We start from the raw sequence: 19,274 nt of genomic DNA on the forward strand, positions 1-19,274 counted from the left end.
ACCGCCGCTTGCTGACCCTGCCGCCTCCGCTAGCTGACCCTCCCGGACACTCGGGGGGAGCAATGCAGCAGCGCTGGCCGGACCGGATCTGGATCGTGCGGCACGGCGAGAGCGCCGGCAACGTCGCCCGGGACGCAGCCCAAGCGGCGGGGCACACCCATATCGACATCGCCGGGCGCGACGTCGACGTGCCGCTGAGCACGCTCGGGGAGCGTCAGGCCGCGGCGGTCGGGCGGTGGTTCGCCGAGAAGCCGGCCTCCGAGCGGCCCGACGTGGTGCTCACCTCGCCCTATCGCCGGGCCGAATCCACCGCCCGGCTGATCCGCGAGGCCGGCGGCGTCGCCGACCCGCTGCTCGATTTCGTCGCCGACGAGCGCCTGCGCGAGAAGGAATTCGGGGTTCTCGACCGGCTCACCCGCGAGGGCATCGTGCAGCTCCATCCCGAGCAGGCCGAGCTGCGGCGCCTTCTCGGCAAGTTCTACCACCGGCCGCCGGGCGGGGAGAGCTGGTGCGACGTGATCCTGCGCCTGCGCAGCGCCCTCGACACGATATCGCTGCATTACGGCGGGCGGCGGGTCCTGGTGGTCGGGCATCAGGTCGTGGTGCTGTGCCTGCGCTACCTCATCGAGGGCATGACCGAGGACGAGATCCTCGCCATCGACCGCGAGGGCGACGTCGCCAATTGCGGAGTCACCGAATACGCTTTCGATCCGCGCCAGGGCAGCAGCGGCAAGCTCGTGCTCCAACGCTACAACGTCGTGGCGCCGCTGACCCGGGCCGGTGCCCCGGTGACGGCCGAGCCGGACGCCACGGGGGCCGCCCGATGACCATCACGATCGACGCCGCGACCCTGCGCGGGTATCCCCTGCCGGACCCCGGCGCCGGCACCAAGGAGGCCCGCGGCAGCGCTCTCGTGGTCGCGGGCTCGGTCGAGGTGCCGGGTGCCGCGATCCTCGCGGGCACCGCGGCGCTCCGGGCCGGCGCCGGCAAGCTGCAGATGTCGATCGCGGCCGGCACGGCGCCGCACGCCGCGCTCGCGGTGCCCGAGGCCCTGGTGGTGCGCCTGCCCGAGGGCGCGGACGGCCATGTCGACCATCGGGTCGCCGCCGAGGTGCTCCTGCCCCGGACCGAGCGGGCCGCCGCGATCCTGGTCGGCGCCGGCATGACCGCCGGCGCGCCGACCCGCGCGCTCACCGCCGCCCTGCTCGCCGGCCCCGCCGAGGCGCCCTTCGTCCTCGACGCGGCGAGCATCGAGGGCCTGTGCGAGCAGGCCGAGGCGGTGCGGGCGCGGGCGGGTCGCGTGGTGCTCACGCCCCATGCCGGCGAGATGGCGCGCTGCCTCGGCTGCGAGCGCGAGGCCGTCGAGGCCGATCCGCTCGCGGCGGCACGCCGGGCCTCCGAACGGTTGGGGGCCGTCGTGGTGATGAAGGGGGCCGAGACCTGGATCGTCGATCCGGCGGGCGAGACCTGGCACTATGCCGGCGGCGGCGTGGGGCTCGCCACCTCCGGCTCCGGCGACGTGCTCGCCGGGATCATCGTCGGGCTGCTCGCCCGCGGCACGAAGCCCGGCGAGGCCGCGGCCTGGGGCGTCTTCCTCCACGGCGAGGCGGGGCGGCGGCTCGCCCAGAGCCGCGGGCCGATCGGCTTCCTGGCGCGGGAACTGCCCGGCGAGGTGCCGGGGCTGATGCGGGACGTGGCGGCGGGTACGATCTGACGCCCGGGGCGCAGGGGCTTCACCCCCGGCGTCGGAGCCTCCCGCTCACGCGGCCCTGACCGTGGCGAGGAAGCGGCGCACCTCCGAGGAGAGGTGCTCCGATTGCCGCGACAGCTCGGACGACGAGGCGAGGACCTGGCTCGCTGCCGCGCCGGTCTCCTCGGAGGCCTGCGCCACGCCCGCGATGGTATGCGTCACCGCGCTCGCGCCGGTCGCGGCCTCGGCGACGTTGCGCACGATCTCCCGGGTCGCGCCGCCCTGCTGCTCGACCGCGCTCGCGATGCCCGCCGTCACCGCGTCGATCTCCCGGATGCGCGCGCTGATCGTGCCGATTGCCGCGACGGCCCGGTCGGTCACGCCCTGGATCTCGCCGATCTGTCCGGAGATCTCCTCGGTGGCCCGGCTGGTCTGGTTGGCGAGTTCCTTCACCTCGGCGGCGACCACCGCGAAGCCCCGGCCCGCTTCGCCCGCCCGCGCCGCCTCGATGGTGGCGTTCAGCGCCAGGAGGTTGGTCTGGCTGGCGATGGTCGCGATCATGCCGACCATCTCGCCGATCCGCCCGGACGCCGTCTTCATCACCTGCACGAGATGCACCGTCTGGTCGGCCTCGGCGACGGCGCTCCGGGCGAGCCCGGCCGAGCCCTGGACCTGCCGGCCGATCTCCCCGACCGATGCGCCGAGTTCCTCGGTCGCCGCCGCCACCGTGTTGACGTTCGCCGCCGCCTCCTCCGCCGCCGCCGCGACCGTGCCCGACCGCGCGGCCGTGTCGGCCGCGGTCGCGGTCATCTGCTCGGCCGTGGCCTGCAATTCCGTCGCCGCCGACGAGACCAGGGTGACGATGCCGCCGACCGCCGATTCGAAGCCCTCGGCCATCTGGCGCATGCCGGCCTTGCGCTGCGCCTCGGCGGAGGCCCGTGCGAGAGCGGTTTCCTCCTCGAGCTGCCGGGTCCGGATCACGTTCTCCCGGGAGGCGTCGACCGCGGCCGCGATGGCGCCGATCTCGTCGGTGCGGCCGAGATAGGGAACCGGGGCGGCGACGTCGCCGGAGGCCAGGCCGTGCATCCGCCGGACCAGGCGCTCGATCGGCCGCGCCACGGCGGCCACGACGTAGACGATGCCGGACAGGCCGATGGCCAGCGCGACGGCGCAGACCAGTCCGGTCAGCCAGAGCGCGTTGGAATAGATGCCGATCGCCGTCGACCGTGCCCGGTCGCTGCCGGCCACGTTCAGCACCGTGTCGCGATCGAGCGCTTCCATCGCGGCATCGAACGGACGGCGAGACGCCTGGAACAGCTCGTTGACGGTGACGGCGTTCTTCTCCCGCGCCGCGATCATGATCTTGCCGCGCAGGGTCAGGTACTCCGCCCAATGTCCCTGGAACGCGGTCCAGAGCGCCTGCTCCTCGGGACTCGTGATCACCGTCTCATAGCGGCGCGCCACCGCTTCCGATTCCTTGAGGCGGCGGTCCGAGATGGCGTCGAGCTCGGTCACCGGCTCCGTCGCCATGACGTAGCGGGCATCGACGAGACGCAGGCGCGTTATCTTGTACTTGTATTCCCCGAGTTCACGTACGCTCGGCAACCAGCTGTCGGAGATGTCGAGCGTATTGGCGTTGACGCTCCGCAACTGCGTCATGCTCAAGACGCCTTGCGAGAGAAGGCCAATGGTCAGCAGGGCGATCAATCCGCCCAGTACGTGAGATAATTTAATCTTCATGTATCGGCCTCGCAGCGAGGTTCGTTTCATGATGACTCTTGGTAAAATCACGATTAAAATTCCTGCGAGCCGATGATTTGCAAGAACTAACCGGTAAGAATTTTCGCTCGCGACGGGCGGAGCCGATTCGCCCAGGGGGGCGGTGGAGCGACGGCTCGCGCGACGGCCCGCCCCGGATCCCGGTATGCGAATCCGTCCGCCTGCCCGGCTTCTTCGTCGGGAGGCTCCGGCCTCCTCGCGATCCCGGTCGAACCCGGGCCCGTTTCGGATGTTGACGGCCGACAGCTTCCCTGCGGACAGGCCGATGATCAGATTCACCCTCGCGCTCGCCCTCACGCTGGGCATCGTCGCCGCCACCCAAGCGTCGACCGCGCAGGCCCAGACCGCCCGGCTCCCGCCGCCGAGCGACGCCGTCGGCGCGCCGGGCCCCGGCACCGGCACGAAGCCGCCGGCCTCGCGTCCGACGCAGACTCTTCCGGGCAACCCGAGCAGCACGTCCGTCCCCGGCACCAATCCGGGGGTCTGGATCGGCGGCAGCCCGACCGCGGGCCCGCCCGGCAGCGGCGGCACGGCGGGTGGGCCCGCCGCCGGGAACCGGTGACCCGCTCTCACGCGTGAAGGGAGGCAGTGCGATGCTGACGGTCCACCACCTCGGCCGCTCGCAATCCGAGCGCATCCTCTGGCTGTGCGAGGAGCTGGGCGTTCCCTACGACCTCGTGCGTTACCAGCGCGACCCCGTCACCATCCTGGCGCCGCCAGATCTGCGGGCGCTGCATCCGCTCGGCGCGGCGCCGGTGATCGAGGAAGACGGGCTGGTGCTCGCCGAATCCGCCGCGATCGTCGAGTACATCGCGGTGAGGCATGGCGGCGGCCGGCTGCGGCTCGGGCCGGACCACCCGGATTACGCCGCCTTCCTGTACTGGTTCCACTTCGCCAACGGGAACCTCCAGCCGGTCCTCGGCCGGATGATGATGGTGGGGCGCGTCGGCCTTCCCCCCGACCATCCGGTGCAGGCGGCGGTCCAGGGGCGCCTCGACCGGGTGATGGCGCTGGTCGAGGCGCGGCTCGCCGCGGTGCCCTACCTCGCCGGGGAGGAATTCACGACGGCCGACATCATGAGCGTCTTTTCGCTCACCACCATGCGGCTGTTCCAGCCGGTCGACCTCGCGCCCTATCCCGCGATCCTCGCCTACCTGCAGCGCATCGGGGCGCGCCCTGTCTATCGCCGCGCCATGGAGATGGGCGATCCCGGCTTTGCCCCGATGCTGACCTGACGCGTCAGGCTTCCAGCCACTCGCGCAGCAGCGCGGCGGTTCCCTCGGGCCGCTCCAGCGGCGGGAGGTGGCCGCAATCGGCGAGGACATGCAGGCGCGAGCCGGCGATGCCGGCATGGATCTCCTGCGACAGGACGGGGGGCGTCAGCACGTCGTCCGCGCCCACCGCCACCAGGGTCGGCACCCGGATCGTGGCGAGGATCGGCCGGCTGTCGGGCCGGTCGAGGATTGCCCGCTGCTGGCGCAGGAAGGCCTCGCCGCCGACCCGCTCGGCCATCGCCTTCACGGCCTCGCCGACCGGGCCGGCGACGTGCGAGGCGTGGACGAGCTTCGGCAAGAGGCGCGTGGTCACGCCGGCGAAGCGGCCGACCTTGATCTGCTCCATGCCCTGGCGCCGCAGCGCCGCGTGGGCCGCATCCTCCGGCGCGGCGCCGGTGTCGAACAGGGCCAGCCGCGTCACCCGCTCGGGCGCCTGGCGCAAGATCTCGAAGGCGACGTAGCCGCCCATCGACAGGGCGACGAGCCCGAAGCGCGGCGGCGCCGCCGCGAGCGCCCGGCGGGCCATCGCGGCGATGCTGTCGTCGAGGGTCAGGTCGGCCACCACGGCGGCCGTCCGGTCGGCCAGCGCGGCGATCGGGCGGCGCCACAGCACGGCGTCGTTGAGGAGCCCGGGCAGGAACAGAAGCGGGCCGGAGGGAAAGGTCATGGGGGATTCCGTGCCCGCCCCCGGGACCCCGAGGGCGGCGTTCGCCGTCATACGATGTCCGGCCGGTCGCTTCACGACGCAGATATCGGCGTCGCTCGGGCGCCGCGCCGGCTTGTGACACGAATTCCGGACGTCATCGTCCGGAATTCACATCAGTATGAACGCGGCATCCCGAGCACGTGCTCGGCGATGTAGGACAGGATCAGGTTCGTCGAGATCGGCGCCACCTGGTAGAGCCGGGTCTCGCGGAACTTGCGCTCGACGTCGTACTCTTCCGCGAAGCCGAAGCCCCCGAAGGTCTGGATGCAGGCATTGGCCGCCTCGAACGAGGCGTCGGCGGCGAGCATCTTGGCCATGTTGGCCTCGGCCCCCGGATTGGCCCCGGCCTCGTAGAGCGCCAAGCCCTCCCGCACCATCAATTCGGCGGCCCGCATGTTGGCGTAGGCCTTGGCGATCGGGAACTGGATGCCCTGGTTCTGACCGATCGGCCGGCCGAAGACCTGGCGCTCGCGGGCGTAAGCCGAGGCCTTGGCGATGAACCACTTGGCGTCGCCGACGCACTCGGCGGCGATGAGCAGCCGCTCGGCGTTCATGCCCGAGAGGATGTAGCGAAAGCCCTTGCCCTCCTCGCCGACCAGGTTCTCGGCCGGCACCTCCATGTTGTCGAAGAAGACCTCGCAGGAATTGTGGTTCATCATCGTGCGGATCGGCCGGATGGTCAGGCCGCGGCCGAGCACGCTGCGCATGTCGACGATGAAGGTCGAGAGGCCGTCGGTCTTCTTCGCCACCTGGTCGCGGGGCGTGGTGCGGGCGAGCAGCAGCATTAGGTCGGAATGCTCGGCCCGGCTGGTCCAGATCTTCTGCCCGTTGACAATGAACTTGTCGCCCTCGCGCCGGGCGGTGGTGCGGAGCGCCGTGGTGTCGGTGCCGCTCGTCGGCTCGGTGACGCCGAAGGCCTGGAGCCGCAGGCGCCCGGCGGCGATCTCCGGCAGGTAGCGCTCCTTCTGGGCCTGCGTGCCGTGCCGCAGCACCGTGCCCATCGTGTACATCTGGGCGTGGCAGGCGGCGCCGTTGCAGCCGGAGCGCTGCACCTCCTCGAGGATCGCGGCGGCGGCCGAGAGCGGCAGGCCCGAGCCGCCGTACTCCTCCGGGATCAGCACCGAGAGGTAGCCGGATTCGGTGAGCGCGTTCACGAAGTCCGTCGGGTAGGCGCGCTCGGTGTCGAGCCGGCGCCAGTATTCGTCGGGGAAGCGCGCGCAGAGCTTGGCGACCTCCTCGCGGATCTCCGGATGGCGCAGCGCGTCGGTCTCGGTCATTCGGGCGTCTCCTGCCTGCCGGGCCGTCGGGTGGGGTCCGGGGCGCCGGTCGTTCGGAACAGGCTTACACCGTCCGCGGCCGGCCGTGTCATACCGTCGAGGCGCGCCTGCCATCGCGGCCGGCGCACGTCACGGCGCGCGGCGGCGTCAGAAGTCGGCGTGAAGGCGGGTGCCGAAGAAGTTCGCCGGGCCGCGGTCGCGGTTATAGGCGGGGTTCACCACCAACTGGTAGTTGAACGATACCGTCACGGCCTTGGTCAGGCTCAGCGCGTAGTAGGTCTCGAACGCCCGCTCGGTGCCGTAGGTCAGGCGTCCGTCGCCGATCAGCAGGCCCAGGCCTCCATTGGCGAAGAAGGCCCGGTGCGACGGCGACAGGCCGTTGATCGCCCCGCCGATGCCGACCGTGTCGCTCGGCCGCTCCCAGGCGGTGCCTTTCAGGGACAAGCCGCCCGAGACCGACCGGTCGACGTCGGTGAAGGACAGGCTCTCGTTGCGCCCGTCGGACAGGCTCGCCCGGGCGAACAGGCCGAGATCCGGGGTGAGCGCCTGCTCCAGGTTGATGTAGGCGCCGGTCTTGCGCCGGGGCCGGCGGGTCGCGGCGGCCGCGTCGTTGATGTCGTCGTAGATGCCGGCTTGCGTCAGGTCGACGACCTGGCGGTAGTTGGCGGTGTTGCCGACATTGCTGAACAGGCCGATGCGCAGCTTGCCGGGCTGGTCGAGGCCGGGCAGGACGTGGCGCTCCTCGAACTCGATGTTGGTGCCGGCGCGCTCGAAGACCCGCGGGTCGAGGACGTCGTTCGAGGGCTGCTTGGGCACCTGGGTGTAGGCGGCGCGGATCGCGAATTCCGGCCGGTTGTACTCGACCATCACGCCTTGCGTGAAGCCGGGGAGGTTCGCCGGGAAGTCCCAGGCCGAGGAGCCCCAGATCGACCAATTCATGAAGTCGACCCGGGGGTCGTGGGCGTAGACGTTGCCGTCGAAGAAGTCGCCGAGGGCGAACTTGCCGGCCACGACCGAGATCCGCTCGACGTCGCGGGTCATCGCCACCTGGTTGACGCCGTCGGGCACGTCCTCGGTAGCACCGCCCAGCCCGAAGGTCTGGCGGATGAAGTAGCGGTTCGAGCGCAGCTTGGGGAACGGCGCGCCGGCCTTCTGGGCCTCGCCGTTGACGAAGCCGGCGACGCCGAGCGTCCGCGACAGGCCGAAGCCCTGCGAGAATTCCGGGTTGTAGTAGAGCTCGGTGCTGTCGGTCAGCTTCACGCCGAGAAAAAGGGTCGCGGTGGTGGTCGACTGGACCTGGTTCGGCACCAGGCTGTTGTCGCCGCGATAGGGGGCGCGGAAGCCCGGTACCCCTTGCATCACGAAGGTGGTCTGGCCGTGGAAGGAGTAGCGGCCGGTGTCGCGGCTCGCCGGCGCGTCCTCGGCCACCTCCGCCGGCAGCCTGAGGCCGTAGGGGTACCAGGACAGGCGCGCCATCATCTGGTGCGACGAGAAGGCGGCCTGGGTGGTGACGGGCCCGAGCCCCGGTACGGTGCCGAGATCGAAGCGGTTCGAGCGTCCGAGGTCGACGTAGCGGTAGTCGAGGCCGAGCGCGAGGTTCGGGGTGATGGCGTATTGCACGCCGGCCCCGAGGGTGAAGCCGAGGAAGGACAGGTCCTTGCGCGCCGTCGCCACCGCCCCGGTGGCGAGGTCCGGGTAGGTCGCGAGCACCCGCGCATCGGCGCCCGCGAGCCCGAACGTGGCGTAGACGAGATAATTCTCGAACGAGTAGCCGAGGCGGGCGCGCACGGCCCCATAGAGGTCGGTCTTGCCCCGGATCACGCTGAAGGGCGGATCGACGTCCTCGTAGCCGAAGCCGGTCGCCGTCGAGGGCACCGGGCGCTTGAGGTTGGCGCCGTAGAGGTCGGCCTCGATCCCGTACAGGTAGGGACCCGTCTGCCAGTTGTAGCCGCCGAACAGGCCGCCGACCGCCGTGGTGGCGGTGCGGCCGGTATCCGAGCGCCGCGTCGAGTCGCCGCTCTGGAAGGCCGGGATCGGCCGGCCGCCGACCGTGCTCGGCCCGAAGCGGTAATTGCCGAACGAGGCGCCGGCGCTGCCCTCGATGCCGAGATAGGGGCCCGACCAGTCGGTGAAGCTGGGCCCCTCCGCGGCCGCGGGGGCGGGAGGGCGCAGGTCGGCGGCATTCGCCAGGCCGGCCCAGAGGCCGAGCGCCACCCCGATTCCCGCTCCGCCCACGCGCTGCATCGCCGCTTCCCCTGCCGTTCCGGCGCCAGGTATAGCCAATGCTATATTCCTGGCAACCGGCCACGCTTGCCCGGAAGAGGCCTCTACGGTTTCCGTGACGGTATTGTCACGGTGCGGCGTCTTAAGCCCGCTGTCCTACGCCCTTGGGCCGCCTCACGCCCCGAGGAGGCCGCGGCCCGCGAGGTTGCGCATCAGCGCCGCCGCCCCGAAGGTCCAGGGCTCGCAATCCTGGCAATGGCGCATGCGGTTGACCAGCGCCCCGAGCCCGGGGCTGCGGATCACCACCCGGTCGCCGACCTGGTGGGTGAAGCCCTGGCCCGGCGCGCCGCGGTCCTCGACGGGGGCGAACATCGTGCCGAGGAAGAGCACCGCGCCGTCCGGATACTGGTGGGTTCCGCCCATCATCGCCTCGACGAGGTCGGCCGGGTCGCGGCTGATCTCGGAGAGCGGCGACGTGCCGGCGAGCTCGAACCCGTCCGCGCCCATCACCTCCAGGCTCACCACCGTGCGCCGGACGTGGTCGAGCGAGAAGCCGGCATCGAACAGGCGGACGAACGGCCCCAGCGCGCAGGAGGCGGCGTTGTCCTTGGCCTTGCCGAGCAGCAGGGCCGAGCGGCCCTCGAAGTCGCGCAGGTTGACGTCGTTGCCGAGCGTTGCCCCGACGATGCGCTGGTCGGAGGCGACCACCAGGGCGATCTCGGGCTCCGGATTGTTCCACTGCGAGCCCGGATGCAGGCCGGCCTCCTGGCCGCAGCCGACCGCCGAGAGCGGCTGGGCCTTGGTGAAGATCTCGGCATCGGGGCCGATGCCGACCTCGAGGTACTGGCTCCACGCTCCCTGCGCCACCAGCACCGCCTTCAGGGCCATGGCCTCGGGCGAACCGGGCTTCAGGCGCCGCAGGTCGTCGCCGACGAGGCGGCCGACCTCGAGACGGATCGCCGCCGCGGCATCCGGGTTGCCGCGGGCCCGCTCCTCGATCACCCGCTCCAGCATCGAGACCGCGAAGGTCACGCCGGCGGCCTTGACCGCCTGGAGGTCGATCGGCGCCAGGAGCCAGGGCCGCGACGGGTCGCGGGTGTCCGGCGGCGTGTTGGCGAGCACCGCGTCGAGGGTCCCGACCGTCTCGCCCGCGGCCGCCCGCAGGGCGCCGGCGGGGTCGGCGGCCTCGCACAGGTCGCGGATCGTCGGGAAGGCGCGGGTGATGTCGACGAGCTCCGGCGTCCCGTCGGCGCCCGGCCGCACCGCGACGGTGCTCGGGCCGTTCAGCTCCGGCCGCCAGACGCGGCCGGCGAGGGCGCCGGCGCAGCCATCCTCCGGCAGGATGGCGCGGGCGTCGAAGGCATCGAGGATCGGCTGCATGACTTGGATCTCCTCCCGGCCGGCTCCCGTTCGGCGGGGGCGCAGCACCGGGAGAGACCTAAGCCGATCGACCGCGGCGGGAAAGCGCCGAGACGCCGGATCGCCTGCGCGTCGGCGCCGGCCTGAATTCGCCGCGGGGCGGGCCGGGGCCGGGTCAGGCGGCGTCGGGCCGGCAGGCCAGGGCCTGGTGGAGCGCCTGCTCGGCCGGGACGGGGCGGCCCAGATGGTAGCCCTGGACGAACGGGCAGCCGAGGCTGCGCAGCACCGCGAGATCCTCCGCGGTCTCGACGCCCTCGGCCACCACTTCGAGATCGAGGGCGCGGCCGAGACCGAGCACCGCCTGGACGAGCCCGCGCTTGTCGTCGGATTCCGCGAGCCCGGTGACGAGGCTGCGGTCGATCTTCACCCGTCCGGCCCGCAGCTGGCGCAGAGAGGCCAGCGACGAGTAGCCGATGCCGAAATCGTCGAGCGCGACGCCGATCCCGGCCCGCGACAGGGCGAGGAGCTTGCCCTGCACCGCCTCGATGTCGAGGGCGGTCTCCTCGGTGATCTCGATCTCGAGCATCGACGGCGGCAGGCCGAGCGCCCGCAGGCGCTCGAGCACGATCTCGTCGACCGGGATCTGCACCATCTCCCGGGGGGAGACGTTCATCGCCACCCGGACGTGATGGGCGCCCCCGGCCCGCAGGGCCTGCAGGGCGGCGCAGACCTGCTCCAGGATGACGCGCAGGAGCGATTCGGTCAGGCCGGCCCGGGCCGCGGCGGAGACGATCTCGCCGGGCGGGATCCAGCCGTGGACCGGATGGTGCCAGCGCACCAGGGCCTCGAGGCCGGCGACCGCGCGGCCGCCCTCGCCGAAGATCGGCTGGAACCAGACCACGATCCCGCCCTCGGCGAGGGCGTGCGACAGGTCGCGCTCGCTGTCGCGCCGCATCTCCAGGCGCCCGCGCAGACTCTCGTCGAAGATCCGGAAGCGGTTGTGCCCGGCGGCCTTGGCGGCATGGAGCGCCGTGTCGGCGCAGCTCAGCATCTGCGTCAGGTCCGGGCCGTGGGCGTGGCACAAGCCGGCGCTGATTCCGAGCCGCCCGGCATCCAGGCCCTCGATCGGCTCGACCACCGTCCGGATCAGCGCCGCCGCCAGGTCGGCGGGCGGCAGGGCCGTGCCCGGGTCGTACAGGACCGCGAACTCGTCGCCGCCGAAGCGGGCCGCCAGGGCCTCCGGCGGCAGGCTCCGGCGCAGGCGCCGGGCGACCTCGATCAGCACCCGGTCGCCGGTGGTGTGGCCGTAGACGTCGTTGACCGACTTGAAGCCGTCGAGGTCGAGGAGCATCAGGCACGGCGCCGGGCCGGGGCGCTGGATCCGCTCCTCCGCCGCCAGGGCGAAGCCGGCGCGGTTGTTGAGGCCGGTGAGCACGTCGTGGGTGGCGCGCCGGCGCATCTCCTCGGCGAGCGCGGAGGCCGCCGCGTGGGCCTCCTGGCGCGAGCGCGCCAGGGCCGTGGCCTCGTTCTTGAGCCGGCTGGTGCGGCGGAAGTTCCGCTCGGTCTCGACGGCGCTGCGCAGCAGGGCCGCGAGGTAGAGCAGCACCGTCAGGGCGAGGCAGACCCGGTCGAAGCCGCCGGCCCAGGCGAGGCAGCCCGCCGCCGTCAGGAGCGGCGGCGTGATGAAGCTCGCGGGGATCGCCGCGAAGGCCATGCCGTGGGTCACGGCGCCGGCGGTGATGCCGCAGGTCACGATCAGGTAGAACAGGGTCTCGGGCGAGGTGTAGCCGTCGCACAGGAGCGGCACCAGGGACCAGACGATGCCCGACAGGAGCGCCGCCAGGGTGGCGAGCCGCAGGTGCCGGTCGACCGAGCGCGCGCCCTCCAGGGCTTGTCCCAGCGTCATCGCCTCGCCGGCCGCGAGGCCGGGGCAGGATGCCCGGCACAGACCGACGCGCAGGAGGTTCACGGCCGAGGAGACCGCGAACCAGGCAAGACCGGCGCGTCCGCTCCCGGCCTGGAACGCGACCAGGGCGCTGGCGACGCCGAGGAGCGCGTTGATCAGCATCGCGGGCTGGATGCTGCGCCGGACCGATTCGAGCTGGTCGCGTCGGATCGATGCGCGCAGATCCGGGTCGTCGCTCGTCGGCAACATGTCGGAGCCCGCTTCCTGGCTGCCTCGTGCTGACATGTCCCCTCGGCGCGTCAGTCGTCTTCCCTTACCGGCTGCCGGTAAAGAATCGTTGACCGGGGGATGCGTCAACCCTCGCGTATCGCGAAGTTCGTCCGATCCGGCCGCCCGACGCGACGGAACGTCGGCCGAGCCTGGCCGTTGAATTCGCATCGCAGAGCGGAGGAGGCAACATGCGGAACGTGGCGAAGGCGGCCGTGGTGGCGGTCGTGACGCTGATGGGTGTCGGCGCGGCCGAGGCCAAGGGCTGCATCAAGGGCGCGATCATTGGCGGCGTGGCGGGCCATTACTTGGCCGAGCGCGGCGTGGTCGGAGCGGTCGCCGGATGCCTCGCGGGCCGGGCCCTCGCCAAGCGACGCGACCGGCAGCGCGAGGTCGATTACGGCGCCCGCGTCGGACCCCGCGACGGCTACGCTCCGCGCCGGACCTACGGCTACTGAGGGCCGAGACCCAAGCAGATTTCGCCGAAGTGGATGCCGGTTCGGCGGCAAGAATCTGCGACACGACAAGAACCTGAGCGGGCGAAGCGTTGGCCTGCCAACGCAAGTCTGCTTTATGAGAGGCGGCGCCGTGTCGGTGCCGCTCGACCTCGACGCGGCGATCGGTCCCGTGCCGACGAAGCCGTCCGCCCCATCTGACACGGCCTCCGTCACGCCCCGCGGGTGCTCATGGCCGTCTTCTTCACCGCCGACACGCATTTCGGCGATACCCACATCCTGCGCCAGCGCGGCCGGGTGTTCGCGTCCATCGAGGAGCACGACGCGACGCTGGTGGCGAACTGGAACGCGGCGGTAGGACCCGACGACGAGGTCTGGCACGTCGGCGATTTCGCGGCCCATGCCGAGCGGGCGCATTGCGTGGCGGTCTTCGCGCGCCTGAACGGCGTCAAGCGCCTGGTGCGCGGCAACCACGACAGCAACCGCGTCCTCGACCTGCCCTGGGCCGATCCGCCGGTCGAGAGCGCCCGCGTGACCCTGCGGGAGGAGGGCCGGGAGTGGCGGCTGTTCCTGGCGCATTACGCCCACCGGGCCTGGCCCGGCCTGTGGCGCGGCACCCGCCACCTCTACGGCCACACCCACGGCACCCTGGCCGACACCACCCGCTCCTGCGACGTCGGCGTCGATGCCTGGGATTACCGCCCGGTGCGCCTCGCGGCGCTGGCGGCGCGTCAGGACGCGGCGACCTTGGTGCCGGAGGAGCTGGCCCGGGACAGGGCCCGGGAGGAGGCTGCGTCCAGGGATCGCGACGGAGCGACGGAAGCCGTGATTCCACCCGCGACCTCATCCTGAGGTGCGGCTGCTTGCAGCAGCCTCGAAGGAGGGCTCCAGACGTCGCTGCGATCCCTGGAGCCCTCCTTCGAGGTCGGTCCATCGATGATGGACCGACACCTCAGGATGAGGTCGAGGAGGGGATGGAAGGGAGCCGAACGGCTCCCAGGCTTTCCTCAGCCGCCGATGTTGTAGGCGGCCAGCGCCGCCATGTTGACGAGGTCGGAATCGGTCGCCCCGAGCGGGACGATCTGCACCGCCTTGTCGAGGCCGACGATCAGCGGGCCGAGCACCTGGGCGCCGCCGAGTTCCTGCAGCATCTTGGTGGAGATCGAGGCCGAGTGGAAGGCCGGCATCACCAGGACGTTGGCCGGCTGCTTGAGGCGGCTGAACGGATACTGGGCGAGCAGGTCCTTGTTCAGCGCGACGTCGGCCGCCATCTCGCCGTCATACTCGAAGTCGACCCGCATCCCGTCGAGGATCCGCACCGCCTCCTGCACCTTCTCGGCGCGCTCGGCCTGGGGATGGCCGAAGCTCGAGAAGGACAGCATCGCCACCCGCGGCTCGTAGCCGAGGCGCCGCGCCACGCCCGCCGCCTCGATGGCGATGCCGGCGAGTTCCTCGGCGCTCGGCATCTCGTGGATCGCGGTATCGGCCACCAGCACCACCCGGCCGCGGGCGAGGCAGAGCGAGACGCCGATCACCCGGTGGCCGGGCTTGTGGTCGATGACCCGGCGCACGTCCTCGAGCGCGATCGAGTAGTTGCGGGTGGTCCCGGTCACCATCGCGTCGGCATCGCCGAGCGCCACCATCGAGGCCGCGAAGTGGTTGCGGTCCTGGTTGATCAGGCGCTGGCAGTCGCGGAACAGCAGGCCCTGGCGCTGCATCCGGGCGTAGAGGAACTGCGCGTAGACGCCGTTGCGGTCGGACTTGGCGGCGTTGTGGATCTCGATGTTGTCGCGGCCCGACAGATCGATGCCGGCGGCCTCGGCATTGGCCATCACCCGGTCCTCGCGCCCGACCAGGATCGCGGTGCCGAGGCCCTGGTTGACGAACGAGATCGCGGCGCGGATCACCACCTCCTCCTCGCCCTCGGCGAAGACGACGCGCTTGGGGTACTTGCGCACCCGCTCGAACACCCGGTTCAGCGTGCCGGCGACGGGGTCGCGGCGGGCCGAGAGCTGGGCCCGGTAGCGGTCCATGTTGTCGATCGGCTTGCGGGCGACGCCGGTTTCCATCGCGGCCTTGGCCACCGCCGTCGGGATGGTGTGGATCAGGCGCGGATCGAACGGCACCGGGATGATGTATTCGCGCCCGAAGCGCGGACGGGTGCCCTGGTAGGCCGCCGCCACCTCGTCCGGCACGTCCTCGCGGGCGAGCGCGGCGAGAGCCTGCGCGGCCGCGATCTTCATCTCCATGTTGATCGTGGTCGCGTGCACGTCCAGCGCTCCCCGGAAGATGTAGGGGAAGCCCAAGACGTTGTTGACCTGGTTCGGGTAGTCCGAGCGCCCGGTCGCCACGATGGCGTCGTCGCGGACCTGCGCCACCTCCTCGGGGGTGATCTCGGGGTTGGGGTTCGCCATCGCGAAGATGATCGGCTGCGGCGCCATCGAGGCGATCATCTCAGGGGTGAAGGCCCCCTTCACCGAGAGGCCGAACACGATGTCGGCGCCCTCCATCGCCTCCACCAGCGTCCGCTTGTCGGTGGCGACGGCATGCGCCGACTTCCACTGGTTCATGCCTTCGGTGCGGCCCTGGAACACCACGCCCTTGGTGTCGCACAGGATCACGTTCTCGGAGCGGAAGCCGAGCGCCTTGACGAGCTCGATGCAGGCGATGCCCGCCGCGCCCGCGCCGTTGACGACGAGCTTGGCCTCGGAGATGTCCCGGCCGGTCAGGTGCAGGGCGTTGACGATGCCCGCCGCCGAGATGATCGCGGTGCCGTGCTGGTCGTCGTGGAAGACCGGGATGTCCATCAATTCCCGCAGGCGCTCCTCGATGATGAAGCACTCGGGGGCCTTGATGTCCTCCAGGTTGATGCCGCCGAAGGTCGGCCCGAGGTAGCGCACGCAGTTGATGAACGCCTCGGCATCCTCGGTCCCGACCTCGAGGTCGAAGGAATCGATGTCGGCGAAGCGCTTGAACAGGACCGCCTTGCCCTCCATCACGGGCTTCGAGGCGAGCGCGCCGCGGTTGCCGAGGCCCAGGATCGCGGTGCCGTTCGAGATCACCGCCACGAGGTTGCCCTTGGCGGTGTAGTCGTAGGCGAGCGCCGGATCGTCCGCGATGGCGAGCACCGGCACGGCGACGCCGGGCGAATAGGCGAGCGACAAGTCGCGCTGCGTCGCCATCGGCTTCGTCGCCACCACCTCCAGCTTGCCGGGCCGGCCCTGCTGGTGGAACTGCAACGCCTCCTGGTCGGTGAAGGTCGGGCGCTTGCCGCGGGTGACGGGGCGGGACTCGCTCATGCCAAGCTCTTCTCGTGCGACCAGAATCAACCTCTGGGGGACCCGTCCCTTAGGGCCATGATCCGGCCGGCTCAAGCGGCGCCGGGACGGCAAAGCGCGCCGCCGCGGGATTTCCGCGGGGGATGACGATCCCCATCATCCCCGCTCTGCCGGTCTGGAGCGTGGCCGCGGGCCTCTGTTAGTCTGGCCAACCACTTCGCCGCGGACCCGACGACAGCCCCCTGATCTCATGACGATGGACAGCGACACCGGCCGCCTGCTGCGCGACGAGGCTTACGAGCCGACCGACGCGGCGCCCCCGGCCCCCGCCCGCGGCCGGCGCTCGGCTGCGCCCGACGACGAGGCCAAGGTCTCGCCGATGATGGCGCAGTACATCGAGATCAAGGCGGCCAACCCCGATTCCCTGCTGTTCTACCGCATGGGGGATTTCTACGAGCTGTTCTTCGCGGATGCCGAGATCGCCTCGCGGGCTCTCGGCATCGTGCTCACCCGCCGCGGCAAGCACGGCGGCGCCGACATCCCGATGTGCGGCGTGCCGGTGGAGCGCTCCGACGACTATCTCCAGCGCCTGATCGGGCTGGGTCACCGGGTCGCGGTCTGCGAGCAGACCGAGGATCCGGCGGAAGCCAAGAAGCGCGGCTCGAAGTCGGTGGTCCGGCGGGAGGTCGTGCGCCTCGTCACGCCCGGCACCATCACGGAAGACCGCCTGCTCGATCCCGGTCGGGCCAACGTGCTGCTGGCGCTGTCCCGCCGGCGCGCCTCGGAGGCGGGCTGGACCTACGGCTTGGCGGCCGTCGACATCTCGACCGGTCGCTTCTCGCTCGGCGAGGTCGAGGGGCCGGGGCTCGCCGCCGAGATCGCCCGGCTCGACCCGCGCGAGATCGTGATGGGCGACGCGATCCACCAGGATCCCGACCTCGCGCGGCTGTGGCGCGACACACGAGCCGCCGTCACCCCGGTCGGGCGCGGCGACGTCGATCCGGCCTCGGCCGAGCGGTCGATCAAGGAGCAGTTCGGCGTCCAGACCCTCGACGGGTTCGGTGCCTTCAGCCGGGTCGAGGTCGCGGCGGCGGGTGCCGTCCTGCATTACATCGCCCGCACCCAGCTCGGCGCCAAGGTGACCTTGAGCCCGCCCACCCGCCAGGCGGCGGGGGCGAGCCTGATGATCGACGCGGCGACGCGCCAGAACCTGGAGCTGACCCGCACCCTCTCGGGCGAGCGGGCCGGCAGCCTGCTCGCCGCCATCGACCGCACGGTCGGGGGCGCGGGCGCGCGGCTTCTCGCCGAGCGGCTGGCCGGCCCCTCGACCGACCTCGCCCTGATCCGCCGCCGCCACGACGCGGTGGAGTTCCTGGTCTCCGAAGGACCGCTGCGGGCGGAGTTGCGGGCGGAACTGGCGCGGGCCCCCGACATGGCTCGCGCCCTCACCCGCATCGGCCTCGGCCGGGCCGGGCCCCGCGACCTCGCGGCCCTGCGCGACGGGCTCATGGCCGCCCGCGGCATCGCGACGGCGCTCGCCGGCGCGGGCGCGCTGCCGGGCGAGATCGGCAAGGCGGCACGCCTGCTCGCCGGGCTCGACGAGGCGCTCGCCGACGAGCTCGCCGCCGCCCTCGCCGACGACCTGCCGCTCCAGCGCCGCGACGGCGGCTTCGTGCGCGAGGGCTACCGCGCCGAACTGGACGAAACCCGCACCCTCCAGCGCGATTCGCGCCAGGTCGTGGCCGGCTTGCAGGCCCGCTACGCCGCCGAGACCGGCTGCCGGACGCTGCGGATCAAGCACAACAACCTGCTCGGCTACTTCATCGAGGTGCCGCAGGCCTTCGGCGAGACCCTGCTGAAGGATCCCTGGCGCGCCACCTTCGTCCACCGCCAGACCATGGTGGACGCGATGCGCTTCACCAGCGTCGAGCTGGGCGAGCTGGAAACCAAGATCGCCAACGCCGCCGGCCGGGGGCTCGCCCTCGAACTCGAGATCTTCGAGAGCCTGTCGAAGGCCGTGATGGCCGAATCCGATTCGATCGTCGCGGCGGCGAGTGCGCTCGCGGCTTTGGACGTCGCGGCCTCGCACGCGGAACTCGCCGTCGAGCTGAACTGGACCCGGCCCACCGTCGACGACGGCCTCGCCTTCCGGATCGAGGGCGGGCGCCACCCGGTGGTCGAGGCGGCCCTGACCAAGGCGGGCGAGGCCTTCATCGCCAATGCCTGCGACCTCTCGGGGCGCGAGGCGGGCCAGATCCTCCTCGTCACCGGCCCGAACATGGGCGGCAAGTCGACCTTCCTGCGCCAGAACGCGCTCATCGCGGTGCTGGCCCAGATGGGCGCCTACGTGCCGGCGGCCTTCGCCCATCTCGGCCTCGTCGACCGGCTTTTTTCCCGCGTCGGCGCCGCCGACGATCTGGCGCGGGGCCATTCGACCTTCATGGTCGAGATGGTCGAGACCGCGGCGATCCTCAACCAGGCGACGAAGCGCTCCCTCGTCGTCCTCGACGAGATCGGACGCGGGACCGCGACCTTCGACGGCCTGTCGATCGCCTGGGCCTGCCTGGAGCACCTGCACGGCACGAACGGCTGCCGGGCCCTGTTCGCCACCCATTTCCACGAACTGACGGCCCTGGCCCAGCGCCTCGACCGCCTCTCCAACGCCACCCTCAAGGTGACCGAGTGGAAGGGCGACGTGGTGTTTCTGCACGAAGTCGTTCCTGGTGCCGCCGACCGCTCCTACGGCCTCCAGGTCGCCCGGCTGGCCGGCCTGCCCGCGCCCGTGATCGCCCGGGCCAAGGCGCTCCTCGCCGAGCTGGAGCGGGGGGAGGGCGGGCCCGGCCGGCGCAAGGCCCCTGCCGAGCTGCCGCTCTTTGCCGCCATGCCGGCCGCGCCGCCCCCGGCCCCGCCGCCGGTGGAGAGGCCCGACCCGGTCGGTCGCCTCCTCGACGGGATCGACCCGGACGCCTTGAGCCCGCGCGAGGCGCTGGACGCGCTCTACCGGCTCAAGGCGGCGCGGGCGGAGGGGTAGGGTCCCTCGCGCCTCGCTGCCTCGCCCGA

14 protein-coding genes are annotated in these 19,274 nt (G+C 71.8%); 7 read left to right on the plus strand and 7 right to left on the minus strand.

All coding sequences use genetic code 11. The annotated features are described in order from the left end of the window. The first annotated feature begins 62 nt into the window (after window positions 1–62). Window positions 63–827 (plus strand): histidine phosphatase family protein, encoded by a 765-nt coding sequence (locus tag QR78_RS02275; RefSeq protein WP_048425863.1) that lies wholly within the window; start codon window positions 63–65, stop codon window positions 825–827. Further along, on the plus strand, window positions 824–1,714 hold the full coding sequence (locus QR78_RS02280; protein ID WP_048425864.1) for an NAD(P)H-hydrate dehydratase: 891 nt from the start codon (window positions 824–826) through the stop codon (window positions 1,712–1,714). Before QR78_RS02275 ends, QR78_RS02280 begins: the two co-directional genes overlap by 4 nt. Before the next feature lie 45 nt (window positions 1,715–1,759). On the opposite strand, the gene QR78_RS02285 is transcribed toward QR78_RS02280, so the two are convergent. After that, window positions 1,760–3,430, minus strand: coding sequence for a methyl-accepting chemotaxis protein (locus QR78_RS02285; RefSeq protein WP_048425865.1), 1,671 nt, complete (start codon window positions 3,428–3,430; stop codon window positions 1,760–1,762). Between the two features lie 304 nt (window positions 3,431–3,734). On the opposite strand from QR78_RS02285, the gene QR78_RS02290 reads away from it, so the two are divergent. Together QR78_RS02290 and QR78_RS02295 are read left to right on the plus strand one after the other, a co-directional pair. Beyond that, window positions 3,735–4,031, plus strand: a complete 297-nt coding sequence (locus tag QR78_RS02290; protein WP_048425866.1) for a hypothetical protein — start codon at window positions 3,735–3,737, stop codon at window positions 4,029–4,031. A 31-nt stretch (window positions 4,032–4,062) separates the two neighbouring features. Beyond that, entirely contained in the window at window positions 4,063–4,704 is a 642-nt protein-coding gene (locus QR78_RS02295) for a glutathione S-transferase family protein (RefSeq protein ID WP_048425867.1), read from the plus strand. A 4-nt stretch (window positions 4,705–4,708) separates the two neighbouring features. Here QR78_RS02295 and QR78_RS02300 read toward each other — a convergent pair whose 3' ends face one another. The 5 genes from QR78_RS02300 to QR78_RS02320 all read right to left on the minus strand — a co-directional run bounded on the left by QR78_RS02300 (window position 4,709) and on the right by QR78_RS02320 (window position 12,463). Further along, window positions 4,709–5,410, minus strand: coding sequence for an alpha/beta fold hydrolase (locus tag QR78_RS02300; protein ID WP_048425895.1), 702 nt, complete (start codon window positions 5,408–5,410; stop codon window positions 4,709–4,711). Between the two features lie 152 nt (window positions 5,411–5,562). Then, window positions 5,563–6,726 carry an acyl-CoA dehydrogenase family protein gene (locus QR78_RS02305; protein ID WP_048425868.1) on the minus strand — a complete coding sequence of 388 codons (1,164 nt, stop codon included), beginning with the start codon at window positions 6,724–6,726 and terminating at the stop codon, window positions 5,563–5,565. A gap of 147 nt (window positions 6,727–6,873) precedes the next feature. Continuing rightward, window positions 6,874–8,970 carry a carbohydrate porin gene (locus QR78_RS02310; RefSeq protein WP_048425869.1) on the minus strand — a complete coding sequence of 699 codons (2,097 nt, stop codon included), beginning with the start codon at window positions 8,968–8,970 and terminating at the stop codon, window positions 6,874–6,876. Window positions 8,971–9,123: 153 nt separating this feature from the next. After that, window positions 9,124–10,329, minus strand: coding sequence for a fumarylacetoacetate hydrolase family protein (locus tag QR78_RS02315; RefSeq protein ID WP_048425870.1), 1,206 nt, complete (start codon window positions 10,327–10,329; stop codon window positions 9,124–9,126). 154 nt (window positions 10,330–10,483) lie between these two features. Beyond that, entirely contained in the window at window positions 10,484–12,463 is a 1,980-nt protein-coding gene (locus QR78_RS02320; RefSeq protein ID WP_048425871.1) for a putative bifunctional diguanylate cyclase/phosphodiesterase, read from the minus strand. Between the two features lie 209 nt (window positions 12,464–12,672). On the opposite strand from QR78_RS02320, the gene QR78_RS02325 reads away from it, so the two are divergent. Both QR78_RS02325 and QR78_RS02330 read left to right on the plus strand, forming a co-directional pair. Beyond that, a complete protein-coding gene (locus QR78_RS02325; RefSeq protein ID WP_048425872.1) occupies window positions 12,673–12,939 on the plus strand; it encodes a hypothetical protein in 267 nt (88 codons plus the stop codon). 228 nt (window positions 12,940–13,167) lie between these two features. After that, complete coding sequence (locus QR78_RS02330; protein WP_048425873.1) at window positions 13,168–13,788, plus strand: metallophosphoesterase; 621 nt, start codon at window positions 13,168–13,170, stop codon at window positions 13,786–13,788. 155 nt (window positions 13,789–13,943) lie between these two features. Here QR78_RS02330 and QR78_RS02335 read toward each other — a convergent pair whose 3' ends face one another. Further along, window positions 13,944–16,235, minus strand: a complete 2,292-nt coding sequence (locus QR78_RS02335; RefSeq protein WP_048425874.1) for an NADP-dependent malic enzyme — start codon at window positions 16,233–16,235, stop codon at window positions 13,944–13,946. A 229-nt stretch (window positions 16,236–16,464) separates the two neighbouring features. Between QR78_RS02335 and mutS the strand changes: the two genes are divergently transcribed. Further along, on the plus strand, window positions 16,465–19,245 hold the full coding sequence (gene mutS, locus QR78_RS02340) for a DNA mismatch repair protein MutS (protein ID WP_082171798.1): 2,781 nt from the start codon (window positions 16,465–16,467) through the stop codon (window positions 19,243–19,245). Window positions 19,246–19,274 lie beyond the last annotated feature (29 nt).

The organism is Methylobacterium indicum, from assembly GCF_001043895.1.
Taxonomy (GTDB): Bacteria; Pseudomonadota; Alphaproteobacteria; order Rhizobiales; family Beijerinckiaceae; genus Methylobacterium; species Methylobacterium indicum.